The sequence below is a fragment of the Bacillus sp. MRMR6 genome, from assembly GCF_001940785.1.
GTDB lineage: Bacteria > Bacillota > Bacilli > Bacillales > Cytobacillaceae > Neobacillus.
This window is the reverse complement of record NZ_MSLS01000005.1, coordinates 13,253-34,830: the sequence shown is the minus strand read 5'-3', so window position 1 is coordinate 34,830 and position 21,578 is coordinate 13,253. Positions and strand designations below refer to the sequence as shown.

Genomic DNA, 21,578 nt, shown 5'->3' with positions numbered 1-21,578 from the left:
CGTATGTTTTGGCATACGTCATTTTTTATTTTTCAAGATTTTTCGGGTTCTGTTCTTTTTATTGTGAAATCACTCGTTTAAAATGCAACTTAAATTTCTCTCGATCTTCTGCTGTAAATGGTTTCGGCCCCTTTGTACGTTTTCCGCTTTTTCGAGCCATTGCACTCAAATATCGTGTTTGCAATAATTGGTCAATGTTTTCATTTGTATAGCTATAGCCATTGTGGTGAAGAACGGTACACCCTTTTGCTAAACCTAGTGATGCAAGACCATAATCTTGCGTAACGATGATATCTCCTTTGTCTGCTAACTTCATAATTCGATAATCAGCAGCATCTGCTCCAGAATCAACATAAATGGTTTCTACTCCTGATGGTTGTTCCGCAGTTGAAAAATGAGAAAAACTAGTTACCAGGATCACAGGGATATTAGCATTCTTACTTTCGGAGATAATAATATCTTTGACTGGACAAGCATCTGCATCAACATAAATTTTCATCTTTATTTTCTCCTGTAAATTAGTTTGAGTTGATGATAATGGCAGATTTAGCTTTTGTCAAACGATAATGATGCTAGCAATAACCTTTTTAATGTTTGAAGGAATTTATATTCTTTACTGAAATATAACAAAGTTGTCAATATCTTCAATCGTTTCTTGAGAAATCCGCCGTATAATTATAGTAGAGGGATATAGTTTTAAGGAGAGGATGACAATTATGTTAACGGATTATTCAAGAATCGTAGTTGCATATGATCATTCAGAATTGAGTAAAAAAGCCTTAAAAATGGCCATGAATTTGGCAAAGCAGGATCCAATCATTCAATTGAATGTAGTAACCGTCATGTATCCAGATAACCCAGCACCCTACTCATATGGCATTCCAGCAGGATCTTATTATGACAACCGAAGTGAAGAAATCAACATGATTCGAGAAGAGATTGAAGAAGAGTTAGGATCGCTCCCTAATAAAACAAGTGTATTTGTCATAAAAGGAAATCCCGGTCCGACGATTACAGATTTTATTAAGCAAAATGATGCAGATCTTGTGGTAATGGGCAGCAGGGGACTCAGCGGACTAAAGGAGTTATTCCTAGGGAGCGTCAGTCACTACGTCGCACAAAAAGCAACATGCCCAGTTCTAATAGTTAAATAAATAATAAAGTAAGGCCCTATTCCTTCAGGAGTGGGGCTATTTTAATACTTTCTAGTGATGATTACTTTGGTTTTGGTGATTATTGTCGAATGATTATTCMGTTTGAACTAACATTTTTCGGATTTATCCTGCTATATTTAACTTATCAGAAAAGAGCCCTTCTAGAGTGGACATAGGAGTGGATGAAATTGGTTAGCCCAACTAAAGAACAACGCAGATACATGCCAGGTATTGATGGGCTAAGAGCCATCGCTGTAGTCGGTGTGGTGATGTACCATCTGAATTTGAATTGGCTCCCCGGTGGTTTCCTGGGTGTGACAGTTTTCTTCGTCTTATCAGGCTATTTGATTACCGATTTACTAATAGACGAATGGAAGAAAACAGGGAAATTAAATTACCTAAAGTTTATGGTTCGGCGGTTGCGCCGATTAGCACCGGCATTCATAACCATGCTGCTAATGGTATCCGCCTGGGTAACTCTGACCAACCATGAGGCATTTTCTAAACTACAAACCGAATGGTTACCGGCACTATTTTACCTTTTAAATTGGTGGTACATTTTTTACGATTATTCTTACTTTGAAGCATTCGGTTCACCTTCACCGCTTACACATATTTGGTCACTCGCGATTGAAGAGCAATTTTATCTAATTTGGCCGTTTCTGCTCATTCTTATTATTACCCTGTTTAAAAAACAGAGCTCGCGTGTCATGGTCATTTTCGCTGGTATTTTTCTGTCGACCCTGTTAATGGCAATCCTGTACATTCCAGGGACAGATCCGACTCGAGTGTACTATGGAACAGATACTAGGGCATTTTCACTTTTTCTCGGTGCAGCACTTGCGTTCATATGGCCGAGTCAGAAATTATCGAAAACCTTACCAATGCCTGCAAGTTTCGTATTAGAGGCACTAGGAGGTATTGGTTTAACTATTACGATCTTCATGTTTTACGTTACATCCCAATATGATGCTTTTCTTTATCAGGGCGGGATGTTTCTGTTATCCTTTTTTACGATGATTTCCGTAGCCGCATTTGCACATCCTGCTAGCCGTTTTGGCAGGTGGTTAAGTAGTAAGCCGATTCGCTGGATCGGTGTACGTTCCTACGGCATTTATCTTTGGCATTATCCAATCATTATCCTGACTACTCCTTCGATAAATACAGACGGTGTCGATCTAAAGCGAGTCTTAGTTCAAATTGCTGCTACACTAGTACTAGCCGCTTGGTCTTATCGTTTTATTGAAGCTCCGATTCGTGCCGGAAAGTTAACAAAGGCCGTTTGGAGGAATCCTGTTTTCTATCGAAAACTTGCAGGTTTGATTGTTGTCTTTGTCTTATTTATCGGAGCAGGAACGGTATTTGTTTCTCAAACAAATCTCGAATCAGCCGCGGCTCCAGCAGTTGCTGAACCAACGACTGAAATGGGTAGTGGAAATGATCTCATGAACGGACCTGAGGTACTTCCGGTAACACCTACTAAGGAAGAAGGGACCAAGACGGAACCTAAACCGAAAACCATTACTATCATTGGAGATTCTCTCATTCATGATGTAATTCCCTTTTTCAAAAAGATCTACCCGGAAGCCATCATCGACTACAGGATCGGGAGGCAAATGTCTGAAGTGCCAGAGGTAGTCAGCCAACTGAACGAAAACGGCCAATTAGGGGAATATATCATCATCCAAACCGGAACAAATGGACCTTTTAAAAAGTCAGACCTTATCAGTATCATTCAAGGGCTAGGAACGAAAAAAGTCTATCTAGTAAACTGCCGTGTACCCAGGCCATGGGAGAGCACCGTCAATACTACGATAGAAGAAGTAGTAAAAAGTCTCCCGTACACCAATCTCATTGACTGGTATAGTACAAGTGCGGGTCATGAGGAGTATTTTGTAAAGGACGGAGTTCACTTATCAAAGTTAGGTGGAGAAACTTACAGCAACCTATTAGTTGAACATTTGAAAGATGATTAATTCTTTTATTAATAAGCAAGCTTTCTAAATATAAAGATAAGCACTAGCAGAGTCTCTCATAATAAAAGCCTTCCATCATTTGGAAGGCTTTGAACGTTATGATTGATTAATGGATACGGATGATTTCGTAAATATCTTCATCATGATGAACTCTAGTATGCTTGGACTCAATTCTCTCAAACTCTTTTAAAGCATCTGTAGAAATAGAATCGTTCAACAACCAGTTTTTGATTTCAATAAAAAGATCGGTAAGCATCATGATTTCCTCCAATTAGGTTATAGGTTTTTCCTACACTCTTATTATATATGTGATTCCCTTCACATAAAAGCGCTTTCGAAAAAGGCGGAATAGCAAAATAATAGTGAAAAATTAGTTATTTCAATGTTTTTTCGATATTCCCCAATGAGCTGATGTAGTTGGCCCTTCTAGATCAAATTTGTTGAATATCACAAAAAAGGTTTTGATATTTAGTAAAAGTGTCAATGACTAGTTTTCATTTTCTAATTATAATAGAAGGAATGATAAAATTGAGGATTTTCAGGTGGGAGGACCAGCAATGAGTGATAATTGGAATGCTTTTATGTCTAGCGATTTAAACATCAGGATTACTGATACTGGACGGTTAAACGGGCGAACTTTTGCGGTTAAAGATGTCTTTGAAATAAAGAATGTCCTCAGCAGTGCAGGGAATCCCGACTGGTTGCGAACACATCCTCGCGGAAACCAAAATGCCCCAGTGGTTGAGTCACTCTTACAACAAGGTGCATATCTCAAAGGTACTACCCATACAGATGAGTTAATGTACAGCCTGAATGGTGAGAATTTTCACTATGGTACACCCATTAATCCACGAGGATCCGATCGAATTCCAGGTGGGTCTTCAAGCGGTTCTGCTGTAGCCGTTGCAGCAGAGTTAGTTGACTTTGCTATTGGAACTGACACAGGGGGATCGGTTCGAATTCCTTCTTCTTATTGCGGACTATTTGGCTTTAGACCCACACATGGGGTGGTCGAAATGGACGGAGTGATCCCCCTTGCCAAAAGCTTTGATACAGTAGGGTGGATGACGCGTGAACCAGAGCTTTTATTAGATGTAGCTGAAATTCTCATTCATCAGGAAGAGTCAAATAACCAAGTGGAGTTTTCGTCATTTTATCTAGAAGAGGAGGCATGGTCTTTTGTAGAAGAGGAAACTATGAATGTATTTTCTCAAGCGATAAAATTGATCCCATGTCAGAACAGTTATTACATAAAGGTGTCAGAGGGGGGTCTTTCGAGGTGGGCTGAGGTTTTTAGGACGATTCAGGGAATTGAGATTTGGAATGAGCATAGTGCCTGGATAACCGAGGTGTCTCCAACTTTTGGACCCGGGATTGCAGATCGATTCAAATGGGCGAGTACATTGGATAAAAACGAACTTGGACCTCTTCATGAAGTAAGAGAAAAGATAAAGAATGGTCTTTCTAGTTTATTAAAAGAGAACGGACTATTAGTGATACCGACCGCTCCTGGTGAAGCACCGTTACGTAATTTATCTGTTGGAAAAATGGAACAATACCGATCTCAGACCATGAAGCTAACCTGTATCGCAGGCTTATCAGGCTTTCCTCAGGTCACCATTCCATTCATGAAAGAAAACGGAATCCCCATCGGCCTATCTTTTATCGCGAATGAACATCAAGACCTAAAATTATTAAAATGGGTGAATCAGTTCACAAATTCACTAAAGGAAAATAGTGTGAAACTGTTTATGGAGGAAAAGGAATGAAGAATCCACCACCGTTTTCTTACCGTCCAACAACAATGGCACCCAATGCAATGATTACCACTCCTCATTATCTTGCCTCGCAAGCTGGGATGAAGGTTTTGCAGGAGGGTGGAAATGCCGTTGAAGCCGCCATTGCTGCCGCGTCTACCATCGGTGTCGTGTATCCCCATATGAATGGGATCGGCGGCGATAATTTTTGGCTGATTTATCATGCACAGGATAAGGAATTAAAAGCGCTTAATAGCAGTGGTCGATCAGGTGAAAATGCTACAATTGATTTTTATAAAAAACTAGGGTTTGGAAAAATCCCTGCTAGAGGAGCCACTGCAGCCAACACCGTACCAGGAGCTGTTGCCGGCTGGCAAAGTGTCTATGACTATTCCGTTGATAGAATGAAGGGCAGTGTACCTTGGAATCAATTATTACAATCAGCGATTCACTATGCAAAGGAAGGGTTCCCTGTTACCCCTAGTCAAGAGCATTGGACAAATGTTAATCTAGATAAAACTGACAATGAATTTAGGCATTTACAGCGATTCTCTGAATTTAAAAAAATATTTACTCAATCTAATGGCTTTGCCTACCAAGCTGGGGATTTAATGCGGCAGACTGATTTGGCTTTAACATTAGAAAAGATTGCTAAAGAAGGCAGCCGTAGTTTTTATTTCGGTGAAATGGCGAACAGTATGGTGGAGGACCTTCAATATCATGGGGGTGTATTAACTAGCGAGGATTTTGTTTCACACCGATCCGATTGGGTGGATCCGATTTCGGTCAATTATCGAGGATATCAAGCTTTCAACCTGCCTCCTAATACACAAGGCTTTGCTTCCTTATCCATATTGAATATATTGAATCAATTTGACCTTCCATCTATCGAGGAGGGTTCTGCAGATTATTATCATTTATTAATCGAGGCTATTAAGCTAGCATTTGAAGATCGTGATCAATATTTAACGGATCCCGACTTTTCATCTATTCCTCTGGATGAACTTTTGTCTATTAAAAGAGGAGAGGAATTAGCAAGTAAAATCAAATTCACAAAGACTGTCCATCTAGAAAAACAGCTGGATCCCAAAGGGGATACAGTATGGCTTGGTGTTGTCGACCAGTACGGGAACGCGGTTTCGATGATCCAAAGTATTTACCATGAGTTTGGATCAAGTTTTATCCCGAAGGATACTGGAGTGGTCCTACAAAATCGAGGGAGCTTTTTCTCCTTAGATCCGACTCATGTTAATTGCTTACAGCCTAGAAAAAGATCCTATCATACTCTTAATCCAGCGATGCTGTTTAAGGGCAATCAGCCATACTTGGTATACGGTACGATGGGGGGCGAAGGGCAGCCGCAAACACAAGCTGCATTAGTGACTCGAATTGTGGATTATCACTATCCGATTCAGGCAGCAATTGAAGCCCCAAGATGGTTATATGGCCGAACATGGGGAGCTGTATCAAACAGTGTGAAAATAGAAGCAAGAATATCGGAGGAAACCTTTCAAGCACTCAAGGAAAAAGGGCATCAATTAGAGGTACTTGAGGATTTCACCGATATTATGGGTCATGCAGGTGTGATAAAAATTGATCCAGATAGTCAAATAAAATATGGCGGAGCCGATCCACGAGGTGATGGTGCTGCCATAGGGTATTAAAGTTGTACAACAAAAAGAGGTGGGGAAGTCTTGATGCTTCAACGGGATCTGTTTATAGCGTTTTTTAGATCTGGAATGTTAGGATTTGGCGGTGGTCCTTCTACGATTCCGTTAGTACATAAAGAAGTGGTAGGGACGTTCAAATGGTTGAATGATCAAGAGTTTAGTGATGTTTTGGCATTAGGAAACACACTTCCAGGTCCGATTGCTACGAAAATGGCTGGTTATATTGGATACAGAGTCGGAGGTTTCACTGGTATGATGACGGCGATCATCGCCACTGTCCTGCCAACCATTCTACTGATGTTAGTTTTACTAACATCTCTTAATCAATTCAAGGATAACCCAAGGGTTCAAGGGATGACAGATGCCGTTGTTCCGATTGTGGGAGTAATGTTAGGAACGTTAACGTGGGATTTCTTGAAAAAAACTAAGAATGGATTAGGCTGGAAGATTGGCGGTCTTTTGCTTGCCGGCAGCTTCATCGTAATGGAAATTTTCAATGTACATCCAGGTCTTGTTGTGGGAGTCTTGTTGGTTGCGGCTCTGGGTATGCCTGAAAAGAAAGCCAAAGTCGAAATACCTGTTAAAGGACAAAGTGAGAGCCTATGATTTACTTAAAATTATTTATTGCCTTTTTTATCCCGGGCATTGTTGGCTATGGCGGCGGGCCTGCCTCGATTCCGTTAATTGAGCATGAGGTGGTCAGTCGATATCAATGGATGTCAACTAGTGAATTTAGTGAAATATTAGCATTGGGAAATGCTCTCCCGGGTCCAATAGCCACGAAAATGGCTGGCTACATCGGCTATGAGGTAGGCGGTGTGTTTGGGGCAGTAGTAGGGGTTTTTGCGACCGTCGCGCCCTCGTTATTTCTAATGATTGTTTTATTGCAGTTCATTTATCGCTTTAAAGATTCGCCTAGAGTGAAAAGATTGTCTAAGATCGTTCTTCCGGCTATAGCGGTTCTCATGGCAACCCTGACTTTTGACTTTTTTAAAACCTCTTATCAGTCGAGTGGAGTGTGGATAACCTTAGGGATAGCTGTTGTAAGCTTATTACTTTTAGAAAAATGGAAGGTACATCCAGCCTTCGTGATTGTGGGCGGTTTAGCCCTTGGAGCTATTTTTCTCAGTTAATATTCACACTATTTTGGTCCAGTCTAAAGACTGGGCTTTTTTATTTTTTATTTTTAATACTTCATGCAAACGCTTCCCTATTTTCTATGACCATTTTTTAGCTACTATAACTAAAAATAATCTTAAAGTTTGTAAATGTTAGCTAATGTCAAACGATTCTGAAAAATATATAATGAGTCTATGTTACACAGCGGTGTTAGATTAAATAACATGAACTAACTAGTCATTTGTTTTTTGGTTGATTCCAAAAATAATGTTAACAAATATAACATGTAATATAAAAGGAGGGGCGACAATGGAAGCCGTACAGAATGAGGTTGTGTCATTTCGACACGTCGATAAAATTTATAATACCGGAACTGTTGCATTAAGTCGATTTGACTTATCGGTAAAAGAGGGGGAATTTATTAGTTTTCTCGGCCCATCAGGATGCGGGAAATCGACAGCATTAAGGATGGTAGCAGGGTTAGGAGAAGCGACGAAAGGAAACGTAGAAGTATACGGGCAAAAACCCAAAGAGGTGATCCAAAACTCAAATGATATTGCCTTTGTTTTCCAAGATGCCAATTTACTCCCGTGGAGAACGGTACTGGATAACGTGTTATTACCTCTTGAATTAAGAGGGTCTGATAAAAAAAGCAGAAAAGAGGCAGCTATCAAAGTTTTAGAGATGGTAGGTTTAAAAAATTATTTGAAATCATATCCACGGCAGCTTTCGGGTGGGATGAAAATGAGGGTTTCCATTGCGCGTGCATTAGCAGCCAAACCGAAATTGCTATTAATGGATGAACCGTTTGCGGCGTTAGACGAACTGACAAGGCAGACGTTACAAATGGATTTACTTGAAATATGGAAGAGAGAAAATACGACCATCTTATTCGTTACACATAATGTCTACGAAGCCGTCTATTTATCATCCAGAATTGCAGTCATGTCAGCACAGCCAGGAAGATTATCATCGCTCATTAATGTAGATTTACCTTACCCTCGGGAGAGAACAAATAGTAAGTTTACAGAGTATCTTGAAGTTGCTTCAAAAAGTCTTGAACATAGCATCGGTCGAAAGGAGATGGATGAATGTCTACGGAAACAGTAACAACCAAAAGTGGGAAAATCGTCTCGAACTCTTTGGGAAAAGCAGAAAAAAGGAAATCCGGAAAGATTGGAGCTACAGTAATTGGACCAATCATTGCCCTTGTGATTTTCCTTTCCTTATGGCAGTTGATTCCTGTGATCCTCGATATCAAACCATTTATTCTTCCGAAGCCGATAGATGTGCTTGGAGCCGCGATCGAGGATTGGCATTTACTATGGCCAGCCATTCAAATAACCGTAATTGAATCGGTCATCGGCTTTTTATTTAGTGGTGTAGTCGGAATTGGCGTTGCTGTCTTACTAGCTAGCTCGAGAATATTAGAAATTAGTCTTTATCCGTACGCTGTCATTTTACAAACGATACCAGTTGTGGCCGTTGCGCCGATTGTCGTCATCTGGTTCGGTTCTGGGTTTAACGCGATCGTCATCATTGCATTTTTAATTGGATTCTTCCCGGTTGTTTCTAATACACTTATGGGTCTAAATTCTGTTGATAAAAATATGAGTGATTTATTCACTTTATATAATGCTTCAAAATGGCAAACGATGTGGAGACTTCGAATACCTGCTGCGATGCCGTACATTATGTCTGGATTAAAGGTTTCTTGTACATTGGCGATTGTTGGAGCTGTTACCGGTGAATTTGTCGCTGGAATTGGGGGAGGAAAAGGTGGATTAGGCTATGCGATCACAGTCGCTGCTGTTCAATTAAAAACACCATACTTATTCGCATGTGCGATCTCGGGTGCTATTTTTGGAATCAGCTTTTACCTTTTAGTTAGCTTGTTTTCGCGATTAATGCTCAAATCATGGCACGAGTCAGCGATGAAGGTTGAAAAATAAAAGACATAAAAAAGGGGGAAATGAAGATGAAAGCACTAAAAAAATTACATTTTCTTGTCATGGGTATGGTTTTAATTCTTATTCTTGCAGCTTGCGGTGAGGAAGAGGCAGGAAGTTCAGCAACGGATGGAGGTTCAGGAGAAAAGCAAGCAGAAGTGACCGATGTTAAAGTCGTGTTGAATTGGTTTGCGAAGTCTCAGCATGGCGGTGTGTATGCCGCGCAGGAAAACGGATTGTTCGAAGATCAAAATTTAAATGTAACCGTTGAACCGGGAGGACCACAGGTTTCTTCTATTAATATGGTAGCTTCTGGGAAGGCTGAATTTGGACTAGCTCATGCTGACCAGATTATCAATGCGAGAAATGAAGGAATTGAACTAGTCGCAGTAGCTGCTGCTATGCAAGGAAGCCCGCAGGCATTTATGTTCCATAAAGGTCATGGGATCAAGGATTTCGAGGATTTAAATAACAGAAAGGTATATATTCAGCCTGGTATTATTTATTGGGAGTATTTAAAAACACAATATGATTTAAGTAAGGTAGAGGAATTAGCGCATACAGGACAACACGGGAATTTTATTGCTGATATAAATTCTGTTACGCAATCTTTCGTAACATCCGAGCCTTATTTTATGAAACTAGATGGAGTGGACGTAGAAACAAAACTGATTTCCGATGCAGGGTACGACCCGTATAATATCGTGTTATATGTGACGAAAGATTACTTAAAGGAAAATAAAGAAACGGTGAAAGCTTTTACAACCGCCTTTGTGGAAGGTTGGAATCTTTACAAAGATTCATATGAAGAAATCAGTACCGCGGTTCAAAAAGATAACCCAGATATCGAATTGGAATCTTTGATATTCGAGGCAGAGGCACAGGCCGACTTTATCTATGGCGGAGATGCTGTGGACCATGGCGTCGGATATATGACAGAAGAACGATGGGCTACCCTGATCGAACAGTTACATGATTTAGGTATTTTAAAAGAAAAATTTGATGCAAAAGACATTTTTACAACAGAGTTCTTACCTGGGAATTAGTTGGTTTGATATTCATTCAGATAGGCTTAGTATCTCTCAACAGTTACTAAGCTTCTTTATTTAAAACAAAGGAGTGTGACAGCAGTGAAGATGGTTATGGAAGGCAGATTACAAGATAAGGTGTTGGAAAATGAATGGCATCCCGTCTATATATCTAGCAAACTAACGGATAAGCCTGTAGGTGTCGTAGTAATGGGGGAACGAGTCTCACTTTATCGTTCCGAAAAAGGAGCTCATGCTTTCCGTGACCTTTGTATTCACAGAGGGGCGATGCTTTCTGAGGGGTATGTACAGGACGGCTGTCTCGTTTGTCCTTATCACGGCTGGAAATACAACGAAGAAGGCAACTGCGTGAGTATTCCTGCTCAAAACAAAGACACGAAGATCCCTGTAAGAGCTAAAGCAGAGGTGTATCATTGTCAAGAAAAGTTTGGAATCGTCTGGGTGTGCTTAGGTGAACCTTCTAAAGAATTACCTTATTTAGAAGAATTTGAAGACGCTTTAAGAAGGCCGTTGGTCTGCGGACCTTATGATGTCAAAGCGGCAGGAACAAGAGTGATCGAAAATTTCACTGACTATGCTCATCTAATGTATGTGCACGGAGGACTCCTTGGTCATCCTGATTATTCCGAACTACCCGATTTTACCGTTACGAAGGAATCGGACCGGTTATTTACCTCTGAAGTACCAATTTTTCAACCTGTAGCACACTCTGGTTCTGAAGCGGAAGAGGGAACAACCTATGTGTATATCAAGGAAGTTTTTCGGCCATTAGCTGCCAGATTATCCAAGCGTGATGCGGATACAGGACAGACATTGTGGATTCTTTTGACCGTCCTGCCGATCAGTGAAAAAGAGTGCAAAGCCTTCATGGTTGTATCGAGGAATTATGGCTTTGAAGTGTCGGATGAAGATTTTATGAAATTCCAGGACACGGTATTTGAGCAAGATGCATGGATTATCGAAAGTCAAAAGCCCGAACTGCTTCCGCTGGACCTGCAGATGGAGCTAAACCATAAAGCGGATATCCTATCTGTCGCCTACCGTCGCTGGTTAAAAGAATTAGGTGTGACTATCGGTACAATGTAATGAGTTTCTGCTGCAAATCAAGAAAGCCCTCGAGTTCGTTTTAGAACTCGGGGGCTTTCTTCGTTTTGTTGAAGAAATCTTAGCTTCCTCGGTAGGTTTGGTATCCCCAAGGGGAAACGAGTAAAGGGACGTGATAGTGAGCCTTTGGATCGGAAATCCCAAAACGAATTGGTACGCTTCCTAAAAACGGGTAGTCTAGCTGCTCTATATTTTTGCTTTTAAAATAATCCCCGATATGAAAAATGAGCTCATAATTTCCTATTTTCATATCTTCCTCCAAAAGAAGAGGGGTATCGAGCCTACCGTCTGAATTCGTCACAGCGGTTTTTATTAATTTCCATTCTAATTGATTTTGAAAATAAAGCTGTATTGTTACATTGCTTGCGGGTGTGCCGTGGGTTAAATCTAAAATATGCGTCGATAATCCAGTCATAGTTTCTCCTTTTCTACGATTTCGTTTTTGCGGTATTAGCCACTAAATTAGTTTCTTGTCTTGGCCATTCTCCTATAAACTCTATCTCTTTATAAGCAAGGAAGTTCTTCAAGATTTCATCTCGGTTGTCGAGGAACAGCTGATCCGCCACAGCAGAAACGAGCTTTGGCACACCGAATTTCATCCCAGATAGGGCGGAAGCAGAAATTCCACAGCTGATTAAAGCAGAATAATTGAATGCAAAAAGTCCATGAAGGAGCTTTTTACCTTGTTCGTCTCGGCTTATGAAGGAGTAACCAGGACTTAGGTAGGGATGTGCATCAAGCGCCGGACTCGCTATTTCTTCAGGTGCCTGATAGTAATCCTCCCAACGGCCGATGTGTTTTTCTACTAAGTGCAACTCTGGACGTAATGCAGGGTCAGTTTGAAGACCTGTGCTGATAATAAGAAAATCAAAAGTGAATTTCCCTTGGGGCGTTGTCACTTGAGCCCCTTTGTCTGTTGCTTCTACATTCATCCAAGGAGCGCCTAAATGCAGTTGAAAACCTGGCCATGAGGAGGCGCGATCAAATGTATCGTTCGTTGGCGGCTGATTATGCTTAAAGAAATGAGCGATCGCGGCATATTTATCAGCATCCGGAAGTGCGTGGAAACGCTCAATCATTCCCGATACTTCCATTTGGCGGATCGGATTAATCCGCGGCAGCTCTTTTCGACGAACAAACACATGGGCTTCGGCGACACCTACCGAAAGCGCGAAATTCGCATTATCAAAAGCAGAGGCGCCTCCTCCTAAAATCGCAATTTTCTTTCCATTTAAATGATCAAAATTAATCTGTTCAGAGGTGTGTGCATATAGATGTCGAGGTAATTTCTCGGAAATCAACGGAGGTACATGCCATTCACCTCCACCTTGAATTCCTGTTGCTAAAATCACTTTACGCGACAAGAGTTGCTTTGCTGGTGCACCGGCTCCGTCAATCTGTAGACGATGGATTCCTTCCTCAAACGGCTCAATTAATTTCAATTTTACCTCGTTTACAAAAGGGAGATTAAGCACCTTACGATACCAACGCAGATAATTCATCCAGTCATGACGCGGAATTTTATCAATGGCGTCCCAGCTTTTGGGTCCGAATTGCGCTTCCCACCAAGAGCGGAAGGTTAATGAAGGGATTCCGAGGTCTACGGAAGTTAAATGCTTTGGTGTTCTTAACGTTACCATCCGAGCATAAGTGTCCCATGGGCCCTCGTAACCCTCGGGATTTTCGTCAATGACTAGAATATTCGATATTCGCTCTCGTAACAACCCAAAGGCAGCGGCTAAGCCGCTTTGACCACCGCCAACAATGATGACATCATAAACATGTCCCTCAGGATGGGTAAGGGGCCGGACCCAATCGGTTCCGCCGTAAGCGAGATAGGTAAGGTCTTTTTTTACTTGTTTGTTTAATATCTCTAAGCTCATCGGGATATCATCCTTTTCATAATGTTTTTGCTTTCAGTCATGAAGTCAACGGAATGATTGGCTGATTTTCTCTTCCAATCGAAGCCTTGCTATTTTATAGATCTCTATTAAGGCTGTTTGAAACTCAATATCTTTCGAATTTTGGAACCTCGTTTCCATAGCTTCGTAGATTTCGTGTTTGTTTTTTCCTCGAACAGCCAAAATGAATGGGAATCCGAATTTCTCCATATATTGATGATTCATCGAAATAAACTGCTGGTACTCATCAGATGTAAGATTCTGTAATCCAGCACCTTTTTGTTCTTGAACGGAATGGTTTGTCATGGCTACTCGATCACCTAGATTGGGGTGGGCCTTAATTAGAGCCAACTTCTCTTCTGGTAATGAATTTTCAACAACCGCCACCATTTCTTGGTGCAAATGTTGTAGAGAAGTAAAGGGTTTGGCTGTTTCAACTTTTTTTGAAATCCACGGGGAATGTTCAAAAATTCCCTCTGTGATGGCAGCGAATTCTTCGTGATTTGATTGATTGATTTGTTCGATTGTATACATATCCCAACGCCCTTTCTCACTTAAAAATGTTACTAATTTACATGTAACAAAACCTAACATTATTATGGTACTTATAATAACATAATAAATCAGTATCTAGGTGTTGTCATTGTTCATAATGGCTGAAAATTCTGTTTTCCTTTAGGTAAAGTACATAAAAACCTCAAGCCCTATGAGCTTGAGGTTTTAGGCCAATAAGTGTCTTATCCTTAAGGCTAGTCTAATTTGTAAAGTTGTTTCTGAATCCTTTAAGCTTTTTCCAAGGATTTCTTCGCATTTCTCAATCCGATAAACCACCGTATTGCGGTGTACATATAACCTCTTCGCCGTTTCAGAAATTTGGCAATGTGTTTCTAAATAAACAGATAATGTATCAAGCAAAGATTGGTCTTCGTCCGAACTTGTTTCGGCGATACCGCTTAAAGCAAATTCATAAAAATTCTTCAGATCATTTTGGGGGATCAGCCGCAACAATTCTATAACGTCTTTGGCTCGATACGTTTGGATATACGCCTTTTTCTTTGCCAGAAGCCCTTCGGATAAAGCTTCCTGAGAATCGTTGTAAGCATTTTTAACATCTAAAAAAGTTTGGGTCAGATTACTAATTCCAAACGATATCGTATTTTTATAATAATAAGATACTCTTTCTTGTAGCTGGAGTAAGGCGGATTCAGTATTTACACGATTTTCTCCTACTTCAAATAACAAAATACAGGCTTCACCCTTTGTGAAAAAGTGTATTTTGGGGTGGATGGCGGAAACTTCATCTTCTAAAAAGTCATAGATATCATCTGCCTTTTCGATTCGCTGAATATAGGTTGAAGTAAACTCATCCTTGTCTATTTTTCCTGAAACACATATGTATTTCTTGTCATTTTTCAGTGAAAATTCAGCCGCTCGACCGAATACTTCTTCCTGCGAGGAAAAAGTATTATCCAAAAAATGAAGAAAAAAGTCGTTGCGCTTATTCCGATCCAGCTGCTTAAGTGCATTTTCCTTCATGAGTGCGAAGGAGATCACATTGGTGGCTTGTTCGATTGTCAATGAAGACAATTGGTCCGTTCTTTCAATCTCCCCAATAATCATCAAATAGCCTTTTTTCTTTTCACTGATGTGAACAGGAAATAAGGTACAGGTTTCCTTTGTCGATCTGACTGAAAAGCTAACAGAAGACGTCAACGTGGCAGGTATCGTTAGTCCATTCAGAAGAAACGGAAAGTCTATGTTTTTAGCAGATTGATAGATTGGTTTAAAATGCTGATCAATTAATTGCACCGGACGTTGAATCATTTGCGACAGATCTTGAAGTAATCGTTCGATTCCTTTGCCTTGCATGATGATATTAGTAAATTGCTTGTGTGTCTCAAGGGCGAGAGTCAATTCCGTAGCCCTTCGATCGAGTATTGCCCTCAGTGTATGGTTGACAATTTCGCCAAGAGATAATTCTAAGGGAATCTCAATGATTGGAAAGGCTAACTCATTAGCTAGTTGCATTGCATCGTCCGGTATTTTATCTAAAAAACGTTTCGTTTTGATCCCTAATCCAGCACATCCCTGGGCCTCCATAGCTTTCACCAGTTCGGTTAACTGGTGAGGCTGGTCTTTGAAATGGTAAGCCGTCGTGATCAAAAATTCATTCTCATGCAGAAAGTGAATAATATCAGGCGCATCCATCATATTGACCGATTCTACATTTCGCTCGGTACCGGCTTCACCAGCAACTATATTCATTCCTGTTAAATAGGGAACGGATAAGATTTCTATTATTTTCATTCTAAACACTCCTTGGTTGCCAAAAAAATTATACAGAAAATTTTGTATTTTCTACCTATTTTATCACTAATTGGTCATTGTGCATAAAGATTTATTAAAAATTTTACGAATTCACCAATGAAGTTCCTTTGTGTTATAGGTAAACTAGAAATACAACATATTGATGTGAAGAAACGTAACATGAGGATTATTCAGGAGGGTTGAAGAGAATGGTCGTTCAAGTAAACAAACAGTTTTTAGGCAGAGGCGATGCAGGAGAAATGATTGAGTGGCTTGCTTCTATTGGTAAAACAGAAAATGGCGGAGTAACCAGACTTTTATATTCGCCTTCCTGGCTAGAAGCACAGCTGGCGGTTAAAGCAAAAATGGACCAAACCATTTTGCAAACCTATTTCGATCGTGTTGGGAATTTATTTGGAAGATTGCCAGGGACCGATTCAAATAGTAAAACCATCTTGACCGGTTCTCATATAGATACCGTAGTTGATGGCGGCAAATATGATGGAGCATATGGAATTATTGCTAGTTTCATTGCAACTTTACGGCTTTATCATACTTATGGCTATCCAAAGAAATCGATTGAAGTGGTCTCTTTATGTGAAGAGGAAGGGAGCCGTTTTCCGTTAACGTTTTGGGGGTCTAGAAATATCAATGGCGCCTACAATCTCGACCGGGTAAAGGAGGTAACGGATGCAGAGGGGATTCCATTTTTAGAAGCAATGAAACAAGCGGGATTTGATCCTAAGAGCTATACCCCTCCTATAAGAAGTGATTTAGATAGGTTTGTCGAAATTCATATTGAACAAGGGATGATCCTTGAGAGAAATCAGAATCAAGTTGGCATTGTGACTCACATTGTTGGACAACGTCGTTATACCATTCAGATCAAGGGAGAAAGTAACCACGCCGGAACAACTCCGATGGTATTTCGAAAGGATGCACTTCATACTGCCTCTCATTTTATTTCTTTTTTAACTGAAAAAGCGTACCAAGTTGACAGAAGTTTAGTCGCTACGGTCGGTAGATTACATGTTAAACCAAATGTACCCAATGTGGTGGCGGGGGAAGTGGAGTTTAGTCTTGATATACGACATCATCAGGATGACGTCATCGAATCTTACTGTAATGAAATTTTCTTTGAATTTAAGCGATACTCAGAATGCTTAAATATTGAGTTGGTCATCTCGCAATGGATGGATGTTAAGCCGGTTAAGATGGATGAAGAGATGTGCGAACAGGCACGAGAAATTGCCGAGCTGAAAAACCTTCGCTATCAAGAAATAATTAGCGGAGCTGGCCACGATGCCCAAGTATTTGGGACCACATGTCCCACCTCATTATTATTTGTTCCAAGCCAGAATGGAATTAGCCATTCCCCAAAAGAATTTACCAGTTCAGAAGATTTAGAAATCGGAATTGACTTATTAACAGAAATTTTATATAAACTAGCCTATTAAAGGGAGTGGTGAAAGATGGCCTTTTCTGAGCTGCAAACACCGATGAGAACGATTATGACCCCAGGACCAGTTGAAGTAGACCCGCGTGTATTACGCGCGATGAGTACACCGATAGTAGGACAATTTGATCCCGCTTTTACTCGGATTATGAACGAAATAATGGAAATGCTCCGTCAAGTTTTTCAAACAAAAAATCACTGGGCGTTTCCGATTGATGGAACTTCACGTTCAGGACTTGAAGCTTTATTATGCAGCCTCATTGAACCAGGAGATCGAGTGCTTGTACCAATCTATGGGAGGTTCGGACACTTAATCGTTGAGATTTGTGAAAGATATGGTGCCGATGTTTGTACGATTGAGTGCCCGTGGGGAGAGGTGTTTGAGCCGCAAACCGTTATTGATGAAATCGATAAAGTATCTCCGAAAATTTTAGCAGCGGTACATGCTGAAACTTCAACGGGCCGGCTGCAGCCTCTAAAGGAAATCGGGCTTGCATGCCGAGAACGAGAAGTACTGTTCGTTGTGGATGCGGTTGCTTCCATTGGCGGGGTGGAGGTCAAAACCGATGAATGGTGTATCGATGGAGTGATTGGCGGGACACAAAAATGCTTATCTGTTCCCTCTGGACTGGCTCCGATCACCTATAATGAGCGAATTGAAAAAATCCTATTTGCTCGTAAAAAGGTTGAACGCGGAATTGCCACCGAAGAGGATTTACGCTATTTCCGAAGCAGACATTCCATTGCCAGTAATTATTTTGATTTAAGTATGCTTCAAGATTACTGGGGACCAAGAAGACTCAATCATCATACAGAGGCAACTTCGATGAATTACGCTTTACACGAGGGGCTGCGACTTGTATTAGCAGAGGGATTGGAACAGCGATTTGCCCGTCACCGGTATCACGAAGAAGCCTTAGTGGCAGGACTTCAGGTTATGGGATTAACATTGTTTGGTGATCGAAATCATAAGCTGCCTTGTGTGACCTGTGTAGAAATTCCCAAGGGTGTGGATGGAGAAGCTGTCCGAGGCATGCTGCTCGATGCTTTTAGCATTGAAATCGCATCCTCTTTTGGACCACTACACGGAAAGATTTGGAGAATCGGGACGATGGGTTTTAGCTGTCGAAAAGAAAATATTCTATCTGTACTAGCTGCATTAGAGGCCGTTTTGATTCGCCATGGCGCGGTTGTTAATAGAGGGGAAGCATTACAGGCTGCTCTCGATGTATATGCAACCTGAAAACAATCATGGGTTCGCAATAAAGTAGAATCATAGCAGACCTATTTGAAGGAGCCTTCTAAACAAAAAGAAGGTTCTTTTTATATCCATTTTAAGAAGACTCTAAGTGACCTCATCGGATATGATGAAAAACCTCTTCATAGTCATATAAAGAAAAGGCGAGGTCAGTGGTTTAAATTGGTTATTAGTTGGCTTGTTTGAATCAAATTATCAGAAATAAATGCTGAAATATAGTAAGCTGAATTTATCATTAATAATTGGGGGGATTAAATGAAGATTGTGATTGCAGGCGGTTCCGGTTTTATCGGAAAGAAATTAACGGAATCATTTTCTGGAGAAGGGCATCAATTAGTAATTTTAACAAGGAAAGAACAGCGTGCATCTGGCAATGTTACCTATGTAAAATGGCTTGAACAAAACTCCGCCCCTGAAAAAGAAATTATACGTGCAGATGCAGTCATTAACTTGGCGGGTGTTTCCATTAACGATGGAAGGTGGACGAAAAACCATCAGAACCAAATTTATGAAAGCAGAATGACCGCAACGAACGAGTTATTAAGAATAATCGCAGCCTTAGAGGAAAAGCCTTCTGTCTTAATCAATGCAAGCGCTATTGGCATTTACCCCGCATCACTTGAAGAAACCTATACAGAAGATTCAAAGGAAACAGCCTCAGATTTTCTCGGAAAAACAGTTAGGGACTGGGAAAACAAAGCGAAACAAGTAGAGGACGCTGGAATTCGTGCCGTGCTGATGCGATTTGGTGTTGTGCTCGGAAATGAAGGTGGGGCACTACCGCTCATGGCACTGCCTTATAAATTATTCGCAGGTGGTACCGTTGGTTCTGGTCACCAATGGGTATCCTGGGTGCACGTGAGCGATGTAGTACAAGCGATCACTTTTGCACTCGGACATGATAAAATCCGCGGACCTGTCAATGTTACCTCACCATCACCACTTCGGATGAAGGAGTTCGGCAGAACGATTGGATCCGTCTTACACCGGCCACACTGGCTGCCGGTCCCATCGTTTGCAATGAAACTTGCCCTTGGAAAAAAGAGTGCCCTCATCCTTGAAGGACAACATGTACGACCAGAAGTGTTGATAAAAGAAGGGTTTGAATTCAAATACCCAACACTTAACAAAGCTTTAGAGGAACTGCTTATAAATAATCCATAAGACTAACTCCATATGTACTTTGAGCCCAATTCTTTCATATACTATAAAAAGAACTTTATATTGAATTGGGCTATGTCTAAAAGTACAGGAGGGGATGTACGTGAAATTCACGATACAGTATATTCCACTGGAAGAAATCCAGCCAGAAGTATCGGTGAAAATGACAGAGCGGATAAAAAAGCTTCAGAGACTAATGTGGGACTGCATGTTTGTTTTAGTCGTAAGAAAAAATCGAAAAGATAATAGCTACACGATTATTAGCGGACAAGAGCGCTTTGAATCCCTCAAGAAACATACGAAAAATATTTATGCACCTTGTATCGTTGATAAAAATTCAGATTCTAGAATTCAATCGTGGTATTTCCGTATTCGCAACAAACAACCCCTTGACGACTTTCCTTTACTACCAGCAAGCTGGTCCATCTTTCGCTCCTTTTTAAAACAAGAGCCTCGCTTCAACCAATTAACCCGATCCCAGCAAATAAGAATCCTCCTATTGGCAGCCCGATATAAAAAAACAGTCATTATCAACATGAAAACAACAGTAAATGAAATTCTAAAAAACAAAGACTAACCGACATGAAAGAGTAGCTGTATCCAGCTGCTCTTTTTACATTGATAAAAGCCTTCCAATTATGAAGATTACTTTGTCGAAAGGGGGATAAAGTGGTTCTTAATAGCCGATACTGAAATTGGCTAACACCAATAAAAAGGAAGAAAGGGGAGTTACTATGCCACAAGGAGCTACTGAAACAAGTACTCTCAAATTGGGTGATCAGGCACCTGATTTCACCCTGGAAGCTCACGGTAATCGAAAAATTGCATTAAGCGAGTTTCGTGGAAGCAAAAATGTGTTTTTATGTTTTTATCCTCTAGATTGGACTCCGGTCTGAGGCGCTCAAATGCCTTCATACGAGGATGATCTGCCTCGTTTTGAAGATTTTGATACCCAAGTCTTGGGTATTAGTGTTGATAGTGTTCATAGTCATGATGCTTGGGCAAAGTCCATTGGAGGAATTTCTTATCCACTTTGTTCTGATTTCTATCCACATGGGGAAGTTTCAGAAAAATACGGTGTCCTCCGAACTAATAGAGATGAACCGGCATACGGTGCATCCGAACGTGCCCTCTTTATCGTTGATAAAGAAGGGATCATTCGCTTTATCGACGTTCACCCAATCGGACAACAGCCAGATAACGAAGAATTATTTGACGTCCTGCGCAAACTGTAGGTATTCATATAAATATCGAAAGAAAAAGGGAGGCTGTGTATGGAACTCTCAAGAAAAGCGATCCCATATACACCCGTTACAAAACCACTGCATGAATTAACGATTATGATTGTATCTACATCCGGTGTACACCTAAAGTCGCAAGAGGAGTACAATACCGATCCAGCCGAAGGGGATGCAACCTTCCGCATTATACCGGGAGATGTTGACGCAAAGGACTTAACCGTTACCCATGCAGCGCCAAAAGATCATTATAATACCGATTATCCGAAAGAGGATATCAATTGTGTGTTTCCGATTGACCGGTTAAGAGAAATGGTCGATGACGGAGATTTAGGCGGGGTGGCTGAAAAGCATTTAACGATGATGGGCTACTCGATGAGGCTAAACAAAATCAATAATGAAACGATTCCGGCCCTTGTTAAAGAGGTTGTTCGTTCAAAAGCAGATGCGGTCCTCTTAACCGCAGGCTGACMACTCTG

General features: G+C 40.8%; 22 protein-coding genes. 16 read left to right on the top strand and 6 right to left on the bottom strand.

Annotated elements, in window-relative coordinates; translation table 11 throughout:
- Window positions 1–58: 58 nt before the first annotated feature.
- On the bottom strand, window positions 59–499 hold the full coding sequence (locus BTR25_RS07220; protein ID WP_075687397.1) for a YaiI/YqxD family protein: 441 nt from the start codon (window positions 497–499) through the stop codon (window positions 59–61).
- A gap of 217 nt (window positions 500–716) precedes the next feature.
- On the opposite strand from BTR25_RS07220, the gene BTR25_RS07215 reads away from it, so the two are divergent.
- Window positions 717–1,154, top strand: a complete 438-nt coding sequence (locus tag BTR25_RS07215; protein WP_075687396.1) for a universal stress protein — start codon at window positions 717–719, stop codon at window positions 1,152–1,154.
- Window positions 1,155–1,342: 188 nt separating this feature from the next.
- On the top strand, window positions 1,343–3,130 hold the full coding sequence (locus BTR25_RS07210; protein ID WP_175596715.1) for an acyltransferase family protein: 1,788 nt from the start codon (window positions 1,343–1,345) through the stop codon (window positions 3,128–3,130).
- 106 nt (window positions 3,131–3,236) lie between these two features.
- Here the strand turns inward: BTR25_RS07210 and BTR25_RS27440 are convergent, their stop codons facing one another.
- Window positions 3,237–3,389, bottom strand: coding sequence for a hypothetical protein (locus BTR25_RS27440; RefSeq protein ID WP_175596714.1), 153 nt, complete (start codon window positions 3,387–3,389; stop codon window positions 3,237–3,239).
- Window positions 3,390–3,687: 298 nt separating this feature from the next.
- On the opposite strand from BTR25_RS27440, the gene BTR25_RS07205 reads away from it, so the two are divergent.
- From BTR25_RS07205 to BTR25_RS07170, 8 genes are all read left to right on the top strand, one after another.
- Entirely contained in the window at window positions 3,688–4,899 is a 1,212-nt protein-coding gene (locus BTR25_RS07205; protein WP_075687394.1) for an amidase, read from the top strand.
- Window positions 4,896–6,551, top strand: coding sequence for a gamma-glutamyltransferase (gene ggt, locus BTR25_RS07200; protein WP_075687393.1), 1,656 nt, complete (start codon window positions 4,896–4,898; stop codon window positions 6,549–6,551). Before BTR25_RS07205 ends, ggt begins: the two co-directional genes overlap by 4 nt.
- Window positions 6,552–6,584: 33 nt before the next feature.
- Window positions 6,585–7,163, top strand: a complete 579-nt coding sequence (locus BTR25_RS07195; RefSeq protein WP_075687392.1) for a chromate transporter — start codon at window positions 6,585–6,587, stop codon at window positions 7,161–7,163.
- Window positions 7,160–7,690, top strand: a complete 531-nt coding sequence (locus BTR25_RS07190) for a chromate transporter (RefSeq protein ID WP_075687391.1) — start codon at window positions 7,160–7,162, stop codon at window positions 7,688–7,690. The genes BTR25_RS07195 and BTR25_RS07190 overlap by 4 nt, the downstream gene beginning before the upstream one ends.
- A gap of 295 nt (window positions 7,691–7,985) precedes the next feature.
- Window positions 7,986–8,786: an ABC transporter ATP-binding protein gene (locus tag BTR25_RS07185; protein WP_075687390.1), complete on the top strand. Its 801-nt coding sequence runs from the start codon at window positions 7,986–7,988 to the stop codon at window positions 8,784–8,786.
- On the top strand, window positions 8,768–9,628 hold the full coding sequence (locus BTR25_RS07180; RefSeq protein ID WP_075687389.1) for an ABC transporter permease: 861 nt from the start codon (window positions 8,768–8,770) through the stop codon (window positions 9,626–9,628). The genes BTR25_RS07185 and BTR25_RS07180 overlap by 19 nt, the downstream gene beginning before the upstream one ends.
- 26 nt (window positions 9,629–9,654) lie before the next feature.
- Window positions 9,655–10,671 carry an ABC transporter substrate-binding protein gene (locus BTR25_RS07175; RefSeq protein ID WP_083652269.1) on the top strand — a complete coding sequence of 339 codons (1,017 nt, stop codon included), beginning with the start codon at window positions 9,655–9,657 and terminating at the stop codon, window positions 10,669–10,671.
- A gap of 90 nt (window positions 10,672–10,761) precedes the next feature.
- Complete coding sequence (locus BTR25_RS07170; RefSeq protein ID WP_075687565.1) at window positions 10,762–11,760, top strand: aromatic ring-hydroxylating oxygenase subunit alpha; 999 nt, start codon at window positions 10,762–10,764, stop codon at window positions 11,758–11,760.
- Between the two features lie 79 nt (window positions 11,761–11,839).
- On the opposite strand, the gene uraH is transcribed toward BTR25_RS07170, so the two are convergent.
- The 4 genes from uraH to BTR25_RS07150 all read right to left on the bottom strand — a co-directional run bounded on the left by uraH (window position 11,840) and on the right by BTR25_RS07150 (window position 15,986).
- Window positions 11,840–12,193 carry a hydroxyisourate hydrolase gene (uraH, locus tag BTR25_RS07165; RefSeq protein ID WP_075687387.1) on the bottom strand — a complete coding sequence of 118 codons (354 nt, stop codon included), beginning with the start codon at window positions 12,191–12,193 and terminating at the stop codon, window positions 11,840–11,842.
- Between the two features lie 13 nt (window positions 12,194–12,206).
- A complete protein-coding gene (locus BTR25_RS07160; RefSeq protein WP_075687386.1) occupies window positions 12,207–13,661 on the bottom strand; it encodes a flavin-containing monooxygenase in 1,455 nt (484 codons plus the stop codon).
- A 45-nt stretch (window positions 13,662–13,706) separates the two neighbouring features.
- A complete protein-coding gene (gene uraD / locus BTR25_RS07155; protein WP_075687385.1) occupies window positions 13,707–14,213 on the bottom strand; it encodes a 2-oxo-4-hydroxy-4-carboxy-5-ureidoimidazoline decarboxylase in 507 nt (168 codons plus the stop codon).
- Window positions 14,214–14,399: 186 nt separating this feature from the next.
- Window positions 14,400–15,986: a PucR family transcriptional regulator gene (locus BTR25_RS07150; RefSeq protein ID WP_075687384.1), complete on the bottom strand. Its 1,587-nt coding sequence runs from the start codon at window positions 15,984–15,986 to the stop codon at window positions 14,400–14,402.
- A 209-nt stretch (window positions 15,987–16,195) separates the two neighbouring features.
- Between BTR25_RS07150 and allC the strand changes: the two genes are divergently transcribed.
- The 6 genes from allC to BTR25_RS07115 all read left to right on the top strand — a co-directional run bounded on the left by allC (window position 16,196) and on the right by BTR25_RS07115 (window position 21,570).
- Entirely contained in the window at window positions 16,196–17,443 is a 1,248-nt protein-coding gene (gene allC, locus BTR25_RS07145; protein ID WP_075687383.1) for an allantoate deiminase, read from the top strand.
- A 15-nt stretch (window positions 17,444–17,458) separates the two neighbouring features.
- On the top strand, window positions 17,459–18,685 hold the full coding sequence (locus BTR25_RS07140; protein WP_075687382.1) for a pyridoxal-phosphate-dependent aminotransferase family protein: 1,227 nt from the start codon (window positions 17,459–17,461) through the stop codon (window positions 18,683–18,685).
- A 270-nt stretch (window positions 18,686–18,955) separates the two neighbouring features.
- Window positions 18,956–19,864 (top strand): TIGR01777 family oxidoreductase, encoded by a 909-nt coding sequence (locus tag BTR25_RS07135; RefSeq protein WP_075687381.1) that lies wholly within the window; start codon window positions 18,956–18,958, stop codon window positions 19,862–19,864.
- Window positions 19,865–19,964: 100 nt separating this feature from the next.
- On the top strand, window positions 19,965–20,438 hold the full coding sequence (locus BTR25_RS07130; RefSeq protein WP_075687380.1) for a hypothetical protein: 474 nt from the start codon (window positions 19,965–19,967) through the stop codon (window positions 20,436–20,438).
- 157 nt (window positions 20,439–20,595) lie between these two features.
- A complete protein-coding gene (locus tag BTR25_RS07120; protein WP_083652268.1) occupies window positions 20,596–21,096 on the top strand; it encodes a redoxin domain-containing protein in 501 nt (166 codons plus the stop codon).
- 39 nt (window positions 21,097–21,135) lie between these two features.
- Window positions 21,136–21,570, top strand: coding sequence for a glycine/sarcosine/betaine reductase selenoprotein B family protein (locus tag BTR25_RS07115; RefSeq protein ID WP_075687378.1), 435 nt, complete (start codon window positions 21,136–21,138; stop codon window positions 21,568–21,570).
- Window positions 21,571–21,578 lie beyond the last annotated feature (8 nt).

Coding starts and splice junctions, on each gene's coding strand:
- allC (WP_075687383.1), top strand. CDS start 16,196: ATGGTCGTTCAAGTAAACAAACAGTTTTTAGGCAGAGGCGATGCAGGA.
- BTR25_RS07185 (WP_075687390.1), top strand. CDS start 7,986: ATGGAAGCCGTACAGAATGAGGTTGTGTCATTTCGACACGTCGATAAA.
- BTR25_RS07190 (WP_075687391.1), top strand. CDS start 7,160: ATGATTTACTTAAAATTATTTATTGCCTTTTTTATCCCGGGCATTGTT.
- BTR25_RS07160 (WP_075687386.1), bottom strand. CDS start 13,661: ATGAGCTTAGAGATATTAAACAAACAAGTAAAAAAAGACCTTACCTAT.
- BTR25_RS07150 (WP_075687384.1), bottom strand. CDS start 15,986: ATGAAAATAATAGAAATCTTATCCGTTCCCTATTTAACAGGAATGAAT.
- BTR25_RS07205 (WP_075687394.1), top strand. CDS start 3,688: ATGAGTGATAATTGGAATGCTTTTATGTCTAGCGATTTAAACATCAGG.
- BTR25_RS07195 (WP_075687392.1), top strand. CDS start 6,585: ATGCTTCAACGGGATCTGTTTATAGCGTTTTTTAGATCTGGAATGTTA.
- uraD (WP_075687385.1), bottom strand. CDS start 14,213: ATGTATACAATCGAACAAATCAATCAATCAAATCACGAAGAATTCGCT.
- BTR25_RS07180 (WP_075687389.1), top strand. CDS start 8,768: ATGTCTACGGAAACAGTAACAACCAAAAGTGGGAAAATCGTCTCGAAC.
- BTR25_RS07140 (WP_075687382.1), top strand. CDS start 17,459: ATGGCCTTTTCTGAGCTGCAAACACCGATGAGAACGATTATGACCCCA.
- uraH (WP_075687387.1), bottom strand. CDS start 12,193: ATGACTGGATTATCGACGCATATTTTAGATTTAACCCACGGCACACCC.
- ggt (WP_075687393.1), top strand. CDS start 4,896: ATGAAGAATCCACCACCGTTTTCTTACCGTCCAACAACAATGGCACCC.
- BTR25_RS07215 (WP_075687396.1), top strand. CDS start 717: ATGTTAACGGATTATTCAAGAATCGTAGTTGCATATGATCATTCAGAA.
- BTR25_RS07115 (WP_075687378.1), top strand. CDS start 21,136: ATGGAACTCTCAAGAAAAGCGATCCCATATACACCCGTTACAAAACCA.
- BTR25_RS07220 (WP_075687397.1), bottom strand. CDS start 499: ATGAAAATTTATGTTGATGCAGATGCTTGTCCAGTCAAAGATATTATT.
- BTR25_RS07175 (WP_083652269.1), top strand. CDS start 9,655: ATGAAAGCACTAAAAAAATTACATTTTCTTGTCATGGGTATGGTTTTA.
- BTR25_RS07135 (WP_075687381.1), top strand. CDS start 18,956: ATGAAGATTGTGATTGCAGGCGGTTCCGGTTTTATCGGAAAGAAATTA.
- BTR25_RS27440 (WP_175596714.1), bottom strand. CDS start 3,389: ATGATGCTTACCGATCTTTTTATTGAAATCAAAAACTGGTTGTTGAAC.
- BTR25_RS07170 (WP_075687565.1), top strand. CDS start 10,762: ATGGTTATGGAAGGCAGATTACAAGATAAGGTGTTGGAAAATGAATGG.